The organism is Leptolyngbya sp. FACHB-671, assembly GCF_014695745.1.
Classification (GTDB): domain Bacteria; phylum Cyanobacteriota; class Cyanobacteriia; order Elainellales; family Elainellaceae; genus JAAUTN01.
The window spans coordinates 68,027-80,749 of sequence record NZ_JACJOV010000152.1 but is presented as its reverse complement, the minus strand read 5'-3'; the positions used below and the strand labels follow the sequence as shown (position 1 = coordinate 80,749).

Here is a 12,723-nt window from a genome sequence, read left to right as displayed (position 1 = left end):
AAATGGCTTTCGTTGTCGCAACCTTCTATAAGTTCGTTAAGCTGCCTGACTTTGCTGAGAAGCAAGCTCCATTGCTGGACTACTGCAACCAGCAAGGAATCAAGGGGACAATTTTGTTGGCAGAAGAGGGCGTGAACGGAGCGATCGCCGCTCCCCGTCAAGCCATTGATGCTGTCCTCGCCTTTCTGCGATCTGACCCCCGTCTAGCCGACCTGGAACATAAGGAATCTTTTGCCGATTCCCCTCCCTTTGATCGGCTGAAAGTGCGGTTGAAAAAAGAAATTGTCACACTGGGGCTTCCCGAAGTTGACCCCAATAATCAGGTTGGCACCTACGTCAGCCCGCAAGAGTGGAATGCGCTGATTTCTGACCCAGAGGTGACGGTAATCGATACGCGCAATGACTTTGAAGTGGCGATCGGTTCCTTTCAGGGCGCACAAAACCCTCAAACAAATTCATTTCGCCAGTTTCCCGACTACGTTCGGACTCAGCTTGACCCAACCAAGCACAAAAAAGTCGCGATGTTCTGCACAGGCGGCATTCGCTGCGAAAAAGCTTCCTCCTTCATGCTGCAACAAGGCTTTCAGGAGGTTTATCACCTGCAAGGTGGCATCCTCAATTATTTAGAAGAAGTCCCTGCTGACGCAAGCCTCTGGCAAGGTGAATGCTTTGTGTTTGACCAGCGCGTTGCGGTTCAGCATGGCTTGGCTCCGGGCACTCACGACCAGTGCTTGAGTTGTGGTCGCCCCATTTCTGATGCAGATAAGGCTTCTCCCCAATACCAAGAAGGCATTTCCTGTCCCTATTGCTTTAACGGACTAACAGAAGAGAAAAAAGTACGGCAGGCGGAAAAAGTACGGCAGATGCGGTTGGCACAGCAAAAAAATGTGCTTTAGCAGATACTTATACGGAATCCGTACTTGCAGAGATCTAAGTCTATCCAATCACAAACTGAAATTTCGTTTGAACTGCCCAACGAGAAGCAGCAGAAAACTCGGCAGCATCTTGAATAGCTCGCTCCAAAGAATGTCTTGCCTCGCCTGCTAGCTCTTGACATCCAGCATCACCTGCTTTTTCGTCTGATTGAGCAAGTTGTACAATTTGCCAAAGACGTTTCAGCATTTGCAGTCGCTGCAGCCGAGCTTCAGGAAGCGATCGCTGATTCAACTTTAAAGTATTGAGTGTAGCTTGTCCCCGAACGTTTGATTCCACAGCATAGGCTACTTCACCTCGAAAACGGATGAATTCCTCAGGATTTTCTTTTCCCGGATCAATAAATAAAGGTTGTTCAGCGCCAACATCATGACGATGGCTAATTGCACGCTCAGACGGATTTTGTAGTGGAAACAGATTTTGCTTATGTCTCTGATTACAGCCAGGACAGGCAAGATAAAGATTATCCCATTCGTAAGCTAGCCAATAATATCCGGGTCGATACAAAGGTTCTCCTGTTGCTTGTTTGTAAGCTTGTTTAGGGCGAAAATGCTCCACATCTCCATCAATGCCAGTTAAGCGTTCGCAGAAGCAGCACTTCCCATGCTGTGCCTGAATCAAGGCTTGTTTAACACTTTTATGAGCATAGATGTTGCAATCGAAGGAAAACGTTCTTTCACCTAACTGGTAAATCTTAGGATTGCGGGAATAGCTACTGCAATGCGATCGCCGTTTAGTTTTTCCATCCTGAACTAGTTTCTCAGGCGGCGTGGCTAACTTCTGAATGCGGATCACAAGTCACCCTATTCAAGAATTTTCCAACAATTGAGCAGCACGACGAATGATATCCATCGCTTTGATGTCATCTGGGGTCTCTGCGGTCGGGAGAGAACCAATTTTTGCTTCTAACTCTTGAAGTTCCGCTTCATCAGCTTTAGAGAGCCGAGCTTTTTCGAGTAGTTCTTGCCTACGCGCCAACATGGGTTCCAAGTCAACGGGTCTAGCAGTCGGTAATTCAAAAACGCTCGTCAGTACTTGATCAACCCGCCAGTTATCCACAATTTCAGGATTGTTATCAATTACGACGCGATCGCCCTCCCGCCTCAGCAACACAATATTGGCATCCGCTGCTGCCTGTACCACGAGGGGACTGTGCGCCGTCACAATAAACTGGGTGTTGGGAAATCGTTCTGTTAAAAAACTCATGATGTTGCGCTGCCATTTGGGATGAAGATGTAAGTCAATCTCATCAACCAAAACAATCGCAGGTTCAGCCAATGGGTTTTGGCTGTCAGGGTAGCGTCGAAACAATCGCACGGCTAAATCTACCATCCAGGCGATCGCAGTACGATAACCCAATCCCAAACTAGATAAGCGAACCCATCCATAAGGTGTCAAAAACTCTGCTCTAGGACGGGGAGTTTCCTCATCAGCAGGAGCAATCCGAATATCTTCAACATCCGGTAAGATACGCTTTAGAATTTCGATGATTTGGTTAAGATTCTTTTGCAGGCGATCGCGTGTCTTTCCTGAAGCTGATCGAGCCGCATAATCAGTTTGCAACAACCACTCTTCTGCATTAATTAATGAAGCTTTTTCAGAGAATAAACTTACTGAATTTTCTACATCAAAATTTTCACCAAGTGAAGCTTCTCCCATCCTTCGTGTCGCACCATATCCATAGCATACGAACCCTGCCAACACACTAGACATCTCACCAGAACAGTAACCGGGCAAAACAAACTCAATTTCTGCCTCTAAAAAACGTGAATGTGATAGCTTATGGCTACTTTTGACGCGTTCTACCCCACGCAACGAGAGAAAGTTGTCATAGCCTACTCGAACATTAAACTCAGCAGCACTCTCTTCTAAAATTTCTAATTCTTGCCATAATGAGATGCTTTTGGAGCCTTCATAAAGAATTGGGAAGACCCATTCTTCATCATGTTCATCAAAAGTAACAATTTCTAATTCCAATTCCATGCCGGCTAAACATCGTAGTAGTGTAGTTTTTCCAACTCCGTTATCACCTAAAATTACTGTCCATTGAGCTGGATTGCCATTGCCATCAGAAACATCAAGAATTTGCCGATCTTTGAAGCAAAGGACATGCTCTATTTCCAGTGAGAGGAAATAGGCAGGCGGTACATTGTGGATTGATGCCGTAGGTTTGTGTCTGCTTCTAGTTCGTTTCGGCTCATTAGTCATGGCATGTTGAAAGAAGCTTATGCACTAATCATACTGACTGGTAATAGACGCTTCAACTAAGGGAAGAGCAATCGCTCTGCTGTTTATTCAACCAGTAGTCCCTTCATTGCTTTTACAGAAAGTTACGTTCTGAGTAAGTTATGAGTGCAGCCAAAGCTTTAGACTCTATAACAATTGGTGTTTAACTCCTCAAATCCCATCAGACTCCTATGTTTCCACTTCATCGCCCTCGTCGCCTCCGCAGCCATCCTCAGCTTCGACGCATGGTGCGTGAGCATACTTTAACTACAAGTGATCTGATCTATCCCCTCTTTGCGGTGCAGGGTGAGGGAATTGCCCAAGAAGTCCGCTCTATGCCGGGAGTTTACCAGCTTTCAGTAGACAAAATCGTAGAAGAAGCGAAGGAAGTCTACGACCTGGGAATTCCAGCAATCATTCTATTTGGCATTCCGGCAGACAAAGACGTTGAGGCGACCGGAGCTTGGCACGATCATGGCATTGTGCAGGTTGCTTCCCGTGCTGTGAAAGAAGCAGTGCCAGACCTGCTGGTGATTGTGGATACCTGTTTGTGTGAATACACCTCTCACGGTCACTGTGGCTACTTAGAAGTCGGCGATCTGTCTGGACGGGTGTTGAACGATCCGACACTGGAGCTATTGAAGAAAACAGCAGTTTCCCAAGTAAAAGCGGGAGCTGATATTATTGCGCCTTCGGGTATGATGGATGGCTTTGTCCAGGTAATTCGGGCAGGGCTGGATGAAGCGGATTTCCAAGATGTGCCGATCATGTCTTATGCCGCAAAGTATGCTTCGGCGTACTATGGACCATTTCGTGATGCAGCAGAGTCTACACCCCAGTTTGGCGATCGCCGCACCTACCAGATGGACCCCGGCAACGGCAAAGAAGCCCTTAAAGAAATTGAGCTAGACATTGCTGAAGGTGCAGACATGCTGATGGTCAAGCCTGCTCTGGCTTACATGGACATCATCTGGCGCGTTAAGCAAGCCACCAACCTGCCCGTAGCTGCCTACAACGTTTCTGGTGAGTACGCCATGGTCAAAGCAGCCGCCCTTAATGGCTGGATTGATGAAGAGCGCGTCGTCATGGAAACACTAACAGGCTTCAAGCGATCGGGTGCTGACCTAATTTTGACTTACCACGCCAAAGATGCAGCCCGTTGGCTGAATGGGTAGTTAGGGGATTGGGGATCAGGGGTTAGGAGATCCCTGAAACGAGTTTCATTTCTAATTCCAACCCCCCCAATTCCCAACCCGCAATTTGATACTTTCTGCAAGACTGCTATAACTGATCTGAAAACTGGGAACATAACCATTTCAGTAGTTATCCTGAGACAGAGAAAGTTCTGGTGTTGTCAATGCTGAAAATCGCTTATTCACTTGTGCTAATGGGGTCGATGTTGCTGCCGCTGGCGGGACTGCCTCAACCTGCGATCGCCCAAGATTCAGACGATGAGGATGAAGTGCAGGTTGTACCTGTGACAGGTTTCCTTGGCGTTTGTGAGTTAAACACCCTGTCAGGTCTTACCTTTATCGACGAAGAGACTGGCGAAGTGCGGATTTTGGCAGACTACTGCCCAACTGAAACTGCTACCCGACTATCTTTAACCGAGGAAGGGGAAGAATTTTGGCAGGCGTTTCTGAGTGTTGCTAGCCCTAACGCTATTGAGTTTGCGTCCAAAACAAACCGTCAAGAAGTTGCAAACTATGGTGCGACGGTGTGCGTCGTCATGGACGAAGGTTCTAGTCTCCAGGAAGTTCGGCAGCTTCAACTCGAGGGGGGCTTGCCTGCTTCTTTCGATGCGGCGGTCAATGTAGCTGCCATCAACACCTATTGCCCAGAGTACCGTGCGGAAATTGGTCGATAAGAGGGTTCAAAGACAATGAGGTAGAGACGTATTTGCTGCGTCTCTACTCAAGCTACGGTGCAGAAGATTCGATTGGGTGGATGACTGCTTCGGGTTCAGGTTCAATCATCATTTGTCCCGCCAGTGCATAGGCTAGCAAGTAAGTAAAAGTCAAGCCGACAAAGGCAATTTTGGCGGTTAAGGCAGTTGGCGATCGCTTGACTGCTAGTTGCTTTGGGGGAGTTTGTACCCGCATGAATTCGTTTACCTTTCTGGACAATTTTTAGGAACAGATCTGATTTCCTGCTTTTCTAAAAAAACATATTAGGGGTACTTCTGCTTCCACCTCAAGTTATTCAAGGCTTAGAGCGTTTCACCATCAAAATACTGCTGCAGAGCGATCCCCTGGGCCGACGGCATCTGCCCATAGGTAAAGACATACGAAACATCGGGGGGTAACACCGAAACAAACTGCTCCAGAATATAGGGACTCCCATAAACTACTAGGGCTTGCAGTTGATCAGTTTTAACTAAGAATTGAAACCAATCTTGAGCAGTCTGCGTCTGCCCTGCACTGCCGCGAAATGGATTTCCCCGAATGAACAGTTGCAATAGCGTTGGACAGGGTGGCGTACTCCGGTCCAACATTGGCGGGAGGGTGTAGCAGTCAACAATTTCAGTTCGGTATCCTCGTGATTGCGGAAGAGCGATCGCCGGCGTGTGTTTTCCCAGGAAATCGCGCTCTAGAGCATCATCCACCAAAATCAGATTTCTCAGTTCCCCAGTTTGAGTAGACCGGAGGCGAGCGTTAGCTGGATGGTGAACCTGCATCGAGTCTCGTAGAATTTGAGCAACAGAGGCGATCGCCTCTGGCTGGGCTAGCCGCTCAAGCTGAACTGGCGGTGGTGAAACTTGTTCCCAAGCGTGAGAAGTACTGCCCTGCAAATCTGGAGCGCACACCTTTTGCTTTGCTTGCCAGATCCGCTCAACCGAAGCCTGAATTCGCTCTGGAGCAATTCGCCCTGATTCAACTGCCTCACAGATTGCCTGAATTGCACCGGCTGGATCAATCGGCATCAGGAGAATATCTGCCCCAGCTTCAACGGCTAACACGGGCGCTTCATTTGCTCCATAGCCGTTGGCGATCGCTCCCATGATCAGCGCATCCGTGACAATCAGTCCGCCAAAGCTCAATCGCTGCCGCAACTCCTCTGTCAAAATTCGATAAGACAGCGTGGCTGGATATTTCTCATCCAACGCCGGAATTTGTAGATGAGCGCTCATCACCGCATCCACTCCAGCGGCGATCGCCTGCTCAAACGGCGGTAACTCTACCTCAGCCAATCGCTTTTGAGCGTGCGTGAGAATGGGCAACTCCAGGTGAGAATCCGTCGCTGTATCACCATGTCCGGGGAAATGTTTGGCAGCGGTTAGAACTGGATGCTGCTTTGCCCCTCGGATAAACGCAGTTGATAGCCGACTCACGACATCTGGCGTTTCCCCAAAAGCCCGCACATTAATTACTGGATTCTGAGGGTTGTTGTTCACATCCACTACCGGAGCCAGCACCCAGTTAATGCCAATCGCAAGTGCCTCTTCAGCCGTGAATGCGCCCATTTGCTCAGCATACTGTTCAGCTTTGGCGAGATCCTGTTGAGCGATCGCAGCAAGCGCGAATGGTGGCGGAAACCAGGTCGCTCCAGCAAATCGCTGCCCTACGCCTTCCTCAATGTCTGCCGCGATCAGCAGCGGAATTCTAGCCCACTCTTGAAGCTGGTGCGATCGCAATCCCACCTCCGCCGCACTGCCCCCCAGCAAAATCACCCCACCCACTGCCAAATCTTCTAGCCAGTGACGCAAAGTTGCTGCTGGAGACTCCCATGCAGGATAGCGAATCTGATGGTCAAACAGGTGCCCAGAAGCGCGAACTACCACCATCTGAGCCACCCATTCTGGCAAAGACAAAGTTTCCCAATCGGGCAAGGTAGACACGTTTACTGCTTAGCTCCCATGCCATCTTCATTCACTTCTTCGTCAAAATCATCCTCATCAAAGTCATCTTCGTCAAAATCATCCTCATCAAAATCGTCCTCAGCGATGCTACTTTCAACCGCAGCATCCTCAGCCAGTTCCTCGTTTAAGGGGGAATCCTTGCGTTCTTGGCTCAGTCGATTCAGTAGCGATAATACCTGGGTGCCGCGCTCAAGCGAACGATCTTCAACGAAGATAACCTCTGGAGTTCGACGCAGCCGCATTCGGTGACCTAACTCACCGCGAACGAATCCAGTTGCAGATTTCAACCCCGCCATCGTCGCAGCTCTGGCTTCATCGGTGCCATAGATGCTGACAAAAATCTTGGCGTGTTGCAAATCACCTGATACATCCACATCAGTGACACTCACCATGCCCGCTCCAACACGATCATCTTTAATGCCAGACATTAGCAACTGGCTAACCTCTCGCTTGATCAATTCAGAAACACGGGCAACACGACGACTGGTAGCCATAAAACTTTTCTCTAGCGTTTACAAAGGGGAATCGGGTTGATTTTTCGTACCTTAGCGCACGGAAAATCCAACCTTTAAAGCACCTAGCCCCTAACCTAACCCCAACATAGCGCGTAGAGTGAAACCCACGAAGGTTAGTGCTGCTACGAGGAAAATGCTGGTGGCGATCGCCGTTGAGGGGCGCTTAAACAAAGGCAGCAATGGGCTAACCAGCGTCAGCAAGATGCCCAGCGATATCGTAATCAGAAAGCGAGGATAGCGGGAAATGTTGTTCAAAAACTCTTGCATGATTCTCAGCCAAAATAACGCCTTTGCAGCGAGTTAAAAATATTAAAGAAGCTAGCTAGCGTCAGTTAAAGTCAAACACTCTCTAATAACGCTCCTCAATATTGTACGAGTTTCGCTGCAAGAGTTTCACAGCCCCAAAGTTGGTTCAGTTAAAGCCAACAGAAAACTGCAACTACAGCAAACTGATCAAACTGCTCACCCTAAAAAGTGAGCCAATAGCTTCCCTTACTCTGTTAGGACATTGGTTTTAGGGCTTGCACAAGTCCTGGATTTTGCTTTTCACCCCTAACCCCCAATTCCCCTAAAAACCATGCAAAACCAACTCGAACTAGGCAAGGAATATCCGCCCGCAAACGAGGCGGAGTTGATTCGAGAAATTGAACTGATCAGTTTGAAGTTGCTTGAGCAAGACTATCCAGCAAATTTGCGTCCAGCAAAACGGGATGCTCATGCCAAACATCACGGCTGTGTCAAAGCAGAATTCATCGTAGCGGATGGTTTGCCTGATGAGTTGCGAGTTGGCATTTTTAAGGAACCACGACGCTATCCTGCCTGGGTGCGCCTGTCTAACGGAGCCAGACAGCCCCAACCTGACGCCAAAGGCGACACTCGTGGAATTGCTATTAAGCTACTAGGTGTAGAAGGTGAGAAGGTACTAGAAGCGGAAAAACACGAGCAAACCCAGGACTTTACCCTAGTGAATCATCCGGTTTTTGCAATTCGCAATGCTCAGGATTATCTAGAACTGTTTAACCTGCGGAAGCAAGGAGAGAAACAGATTATTCGCTTCTTCTTCAATGGCATCAATCCGCTAAAGTGGCGTTTGCATGAGTTTGGCATCTCCAGAGCGATCAACAAAAAGAAAATTCCCAATCCGCTGACGATTCAATATTGGAGTATGGTGCCCTATCAGTTCGGCTCCAAAGCTGCTCGGTTTTCAGTCAAACCCACAAATGTAGAGAATGCGCCAGAGGGCGATCGCAGCTCAATGCATTATCTGCACGAAGTCATGGTGAAACACCTGGCAAACCAGGAGGCAACCTTCGACTTTTTGGTACAGCTTCAAACTGATCCGGTGAAGATGCCAATTGAAGATCCAACGATTGAATGGGATGAATCCCTTTCGCCTTATCGAAAAGTCGCAACCTTAAGAATTCCACCCCAAACCTTTGACTCCCCTGAACAGATGGAATTTTGTGAGAATCTCTCATATACCCCTTGGCATTCCATCCCAGAACACAAACCGCTAGGCGGAATCAATCGCGTTCGCAAAGTGGTTTACGAATCTCTGGCGAATCTGCGACACGACTTAAATGGCGTTCCTCGTCGAGAACCGACCGCAGCAGAATTTCCAGATTAGTCAGGATGAGCAGGGGCGATCGCACTACCATCTAAGAATTCTCAGAGAGGTGTTCCTATGGCAGTCACACTCAACCGCGCCGATCGAGTCGTGCTTCACAACATTAGCTGGCAGCAGTTTGAGAATTTGCTGAAGGATTTGGGCGATCGCCGCTCTGCCCGAATTGCCTACGACCGAGGCACCCTGGAAATTATGACCCCCCTACCAGAACACGAATACTTTAAGGAAACGATCGGTGATGCAGTAAAAGATATTGCTGAAACCTTAGAGATCGACTACGAAAGTTACGGTTCTACAACCTGGCAACGAGAAATCAAGCAAGCAGGCCTTGAACCCGATAACTGTTTCTACTTTCAAAATGAGGCTCTAGTTCGCGGCAAGCTCAACTTTGACCTGAACCAAGACCCACCACCCGACCTGGCGTTGGAAATCGACATCACCAGCAAATCGCTCGATCGCTTTCCTATCTATGCTCGGTTAGGCGTTCCAGAACTTTGGTGCTACGACAACGGAGCGCTCAAAATCTATCATCTGCAATCCGATCAGTATGTAGAAGCAGAACGCAGTCTGGTTTTTCCCATGCTAGAAATCCAGAAGCTACCTCAAATCATTGAAGCTCATCGAAATGCTGGAAGGTTGGCACTGCGACGATCGGTAAGGGAGTGGGCGCGGGAAGGAATGAGGAATGAGGGATAAAGACGTATTTAAGCTGTAGGAAGTAACTGTAAAGAAGTGCCCATAAAAAAGAGGCAAGCAATGCTTACCTCTACGGAGGGGTTCCCAAACGATTGTCAAAAATTGCTGAGGAGGAGAGTTCGTTCGCTGTGGCTGTTGGAGAGCTTCAGTTGAACGTAACTTTAGATTCAATCCCTTCAGCGGCGAATCCGCAAAAGTTTAGGATAGAAATAGTCGCAGCTTAAAATATCCCGCCCTTTAAACCATGACAGCTTCCCAAGTAGCTTCCGTTTCCTTGACTGCCCTGGCTCAGCAAACCCGTGAGGCGGCACGCAAGCTGGCAGTTTTGCCAACTGATGCCCGTAACCGAGCTATTGAGGCGATCGCCCAAGCCCTCGAAGCATCTGCTCCAGAAATTTTGGCAGCAAACCAGGGAGACTGTGAAGCGGCTCTGGCAGAAGGGTTGGCAAAACCGCTATATGGACGGCTGAAGCTGGATGCGAGTAAGCTTCAGGGGGCGATCGCCGGAGTCCGCGATGTAGGGAAGCTACCTGATCCTGTTGGCAAGGTAGAGATTCACCGAGAATTGGATGATGGGCTGGTGATGCAGCGAGTCGCTTGTCCGGTAGGTGTGTTAGGCGTAATTTTTGAATCGCGCCCCGATGCGCTGGTACAAATTGCGACGTTGGCAATCAAGTCTGGAAACGGGGTAATTCTCAAAGGCGGCAAAGAAGCGGTGCGGTCTTGCACTGCACTCACCCAAGCGATTCACAATGGGCTAACTCAGGCAGGAGTTGATCCGGCGGTCGTTCGGTTGCTCACGACCCGCGAAGAAACTCTGGAACTATTACGGCTTGACCAATACGTTGACCTGATCATTCCCAGAGGCTCAAACTCGTTTGTGCGCTTTGTCCAGGAAAATACTCGAATTCCAGTGCTAGGACACGCGGACGGCATTTGTCATTTGTATGTAGACAAAGCCGCTGATATTCAAAAGGCAGTGGCGGTCGCCATTGATGCAAAAGTCGGCTACCCGTCTGCCTGCAACGCGATCGAAACGCTTTTGGTTCATCAGGCGATCGCTCCAGATTTTCTCCCAGAAGTTGCTCAAGCGCTTCAAGCCAAGCAAGTAGAGTTACGAGGAGATGAATCTAGCCGCAGAATTGTAGAGATGGCAGTCGCAACTGAAGCAGATTGGTCAACTGAGTACAGTGATCTGATTTTGTCGATTAAAGTGGTGGATTCTTTGGATGAGGCGATCGCCCATATCAACACCTACGGCTCTCGTCATACAGAGGCGATCGTCACCGAAGACGACACAACCGCCGCAACCTTCGTTGCCCAAGTCGATGCAGCAGGCGTATTTCAAAATTGCTCAACTCGCTTTGCTGATGGCTTTCGCTACGGCTTTGGGGCAGAAGTAGGCATCAGCACCCAAAAAATGCCGCCGCGTGGTCCCGTTGGGCTAGAAGGACTTGTCACCTACAAATATCAAATCAAAGGTGACGGGCATATCGTGGCAACCTATTCTGGTGCAAACGCAAAACCTTTCACCCACCAGGATCTGTAGTGTCTTAGCACAACAACTACAATGCAGGAATAGTTCATCAGCTCTTTTAATGCTTAGGAAGTGTCTGCTATGAATAATATTCAAATGGAAGGAGTTGATAGTACTCTCAGTCAAGTTGTTTTAGAGGATATTCAGTACCTAAAGCAACACCTCGACGATATTCTTGTAAGTTCAGATCAAACCCTGATCAAAAATCTTATTGAAGAAACAGAGTTTTTTCTACAACAAACCAAGAGTAACTCCAAAACATATCAGGAAAAGTATGATGCCTTTGACCAATTAACTAACTCTTGGTTCGGTGTGTGGAATCACTACAAGCACATCCCTGAGGCAATCAATCTGATCAAATTACTCAATCATTTAACCAATCATTCTATAGCATATTCCTGTTTATTTCTTAGTCTCTCCCGTATAAACGAAGGTAGAACTGGTGAATATGAAGCGGATCTTGAGAGAATCGTTTCAGGTTTCCTGCTGCTCTCTCAAATTGTTGATGTTTTTACAAATTTCTTCTCAATCTCAGACCTCAAACAAATTCAAAACGGTGCCAAGAATGCAATTTCTATCTCTATCCGTGACGTAGAAGAATACTTTGAGAATGGCTTAGAATTGTCGATTTTAGTTACTCAACTTAGAGCTTATAGTAGCCTTATTGTACTGAGAGTTGAGGAGTATATTAATACGTCCGAAGAACTTGAACAGAACAGTAAGGTAATAGTTGAAGTAGCATCTAACTACCACTCTGATAAGTTAGACGCTGAAGCTAGACCTGCTGTATCCAACAATAAGCAACTACGACCGTTTGGACTGTGTGCCGGAAAATTTATAGTTCCCGATGATTTTGATTCGCCCTTACCAGAGGAGATTTTAAGTGCATTCGAGGGTAAATGAAAGTTCTGTTAGACACGCATATTTTCCTGTGGTTCATTATCGGTGATACCCGATTGTCAACCGATATTCGGGATACCATTCGTACACCGGACAACGAAGTCTATTTGAGTGCAGTTTCAGTTTGGGAAGCAATTGTTAAGTACCAGTTGGGTAAACTGCCTCTGCCGGAGCATCCCGGAATGTATTTACCTAAACAACGAAATCTTCATCAGATTACCAGTCTTGCTCTCGACGAAAGCAGTGTGGCGCAACTGGCTAACCTACCGCCATTACATCGTGATCCGTTTAATAGGATGTTAATCTGTCAGGCATTACAGAATGGTTTGACGATTGCGACTGTAGACGCAGCTATTCGTGCTTACTCAGTCAGCGTCATGTAGCAGCGCAGCCCAACATAGCCTTTGAGCCGAACGGGTCAAGTAATCCT

14 protein-coding genes are annotated in these 12,723 nt (G+C 47.9%); 8 read left to right on the top strand and 6 right to left on the bottom strand.

What is annotated here, in order from left to right:
- Nucleotides 1-2: 2 nt before the first annotated feature.
- Nucleotides 3-896, top strand: a complete 894-nt coding sequence (trhO, locus tag H6F93_RS25010; RefSeq protein ID WP_190686859.1) for an oxygen-dependent tRNA uridine(34) hydroxylase TrhO — start codon at nt 3-5, stop codon at nt 894-896.
- Nucleotides 897-936: 40 nt separating this feature from the next.
- On the opposite strand, the gene H6F93_RS25005 is transcribed toward trhO, so the two are convergent.
- Both H6F93_RS25005 and H6F93_RS25000 read right to left on the bottom strand, forming a co-directional pair.
- Complete coding sequence (locus H6F93_RS25005) at nt 937-1,728, bottom strand: HNH endonuclease family protein (RefSeq protein ID WP_190686856.1); 792 nt, start codon at nt 1,726-1,728, stop codon at nt 937-939.
- A 12-nt stretch (nt 1,729-1,740) separates the two neighbouring features.
- Complete coding sequence (locus tag H6F93_RS25000; protein ID WP_190686853.1) at nt 1,741-3,141, bottom strand: AAA family ATPase; 1,401 nt, start codon at nt 3,139-3,141, stop codon at nt 1,741-1,743.
- Nucleotides 3,142-3,350: 209 nt separating this feature from the next.
- Here H6F93_RS25000 and hemB point away from each other — a divergent pair, with 209 nt between their 5' ends.
- Together hemB and H6F93_RS24990 are read left to right on the top strand one after the other, a co-directional pair.
- Nucleotides 3,351-4,334 (top strand): porphobilinogen synthase, encoded by a 984-nt coding sequence (hemB, locus tag H6F93_RS24995; protein ID WP_190686850.1) that lies wholly within the window; start codon nt 3,351-3,353, stop codon nt 4,332-4,334.
- A gap of 182 nt (nt 4,335-4,516) precedes the next feature.
- Complete coding sequence (locus tag H6F93_RS24990; RefSeq protein WP_190686847.1) at nt 4,517-5,026, top strand: DUF732 domain-containing protein; 510 nt, start codon at nt 4,517-4,519, stop codon at nt 5,024-5,026.
- A 52-nt stretch (nt 5,027-5,078) separates the two neighbouring features.
- On the opposite strand, the gene H6F93_RS24985 is transcribed toward H6F93_RS24990, so the two are convergent.
- The 4 genes from H6F93_RS24985 to H6F93_RS24970 all read right to left on the bottom strand — a co-directional run bounded on the left by H6F93_RS24985 (nt 5,079) and on the right by H6F93_RS24970 (nt 7,800).
- Complete coding sequence (locus tag H6F93_RS24985; protein WP_190642638.1) at nt 5,079-5,261, bottom strand: hypothetical protein; 183 nt, start codon at nt 5,259-5,261, stop codon at nt 5,079-5,081.
- A gap of 107 nt (nt 5,262-5,368) precedes the next feature.
- Nucleotides 5,369-6,997, bottom strand: a complete 1,629-nt coding sequence (locus tag H6F93_RS24980; RefSeq protein ID WP_190686844.1) for a glycoside hydrolase family 3 N-terminal domain-containing protein — start codon at nt 6,995-6,997, stop codon at nt 5,369-5,371.
- A gap of 2 nt (nt 6,998-6,999) precedes the next feature.
- Nucleotides 7,000-7,512: a 30S ribosome-binding factor RbfA gene (gene rbfA, locus H6F93_RS24975; RefSeq protein WP_190686841.1), complete on the bottom strand. Its 513-nt coding sequence runs from the start codon at nt 7,510-7,512 to the stop codon at nt 7,000-7,002.
- A gap of 90 nt (nt 7,513-7,602) precedes the next feature.
- Entirely contained in the window at nt 7,603-7,800 is a 198-nt protein-coding gene (locus H6F93_RS24970; protein ID WP_190642635.1) for a DUF751 family protein, read from the bottom strand.
- Between the two features lie 310 nt (nt 7,801-8,110).
- Between H6F93_RS24970 and H6F93_RS24965 the strand changes: the two genes are divergently transcribed.
- From H6F93_RS24965 to H6F93_RS24945, 5 genes are all read left to right on the top strand, one after another.
- Nucleotides 8,111-9,160 carry a catalase family protein gene (locus H6F93_RS24965; protein WP_190686837.1) on the top strand — a complete coding sequence of 350 codons (1,050 nt, stop codon included), beginning with the start codon at nt 8,111-8,113 and terminating at the stop codon, nt 9,158-9,160.
- Between the two features lie 57 nt (nt 9,161-9,217).
- A complete protein-coding gene (locus H6F93_RS24960) occupies nt 9,218-9,856 on the top strand; it encodes a Uma2 family endonuclease (protein ID WP_190686834.1) in 639 nt (212 codons plus the stop codon).
- A 244-nt stretch (nt 9,857-10,100) separates the two neighbouring features.
- Complete coding sequence (locus H6F93_RS24955) at nt 10,101-11,405, top strand: glutamate-5-semialdehyde dehydrogenase (RefSeq protein ID WP_190686831.1); 1,305 nt, start codon at nt 10,101-10,103, stop codon at nt 11,403-11,405.
- 69 nt (nt 11,406-11,474) lie between these two features.
- A complete protein-coding gene (locus H6F93_RS34245; RefSeq protein WP_242043609.1) occupies nt 11,475-12,296 on the top strand; it encodes a hypothetical protein in 822 nt (273 codons plus the stop codon).
- Entirely contained in the window at nt 12,293-12,676 is a 384-nt protein-coding gene (locus H6F93_RS24945) for a type II toxin-antitoxin system VapC family toxin (RefSeq protein WP_190686828.1), read from the top strand. The genes H6F93_RS34245 and H6F93_RS24945 overlap by 4 nt, the downstream gene beginning before the upstream one ends.
- Nucleotides 12,677-12,723 lie beyond the last annotated feature (47 nt).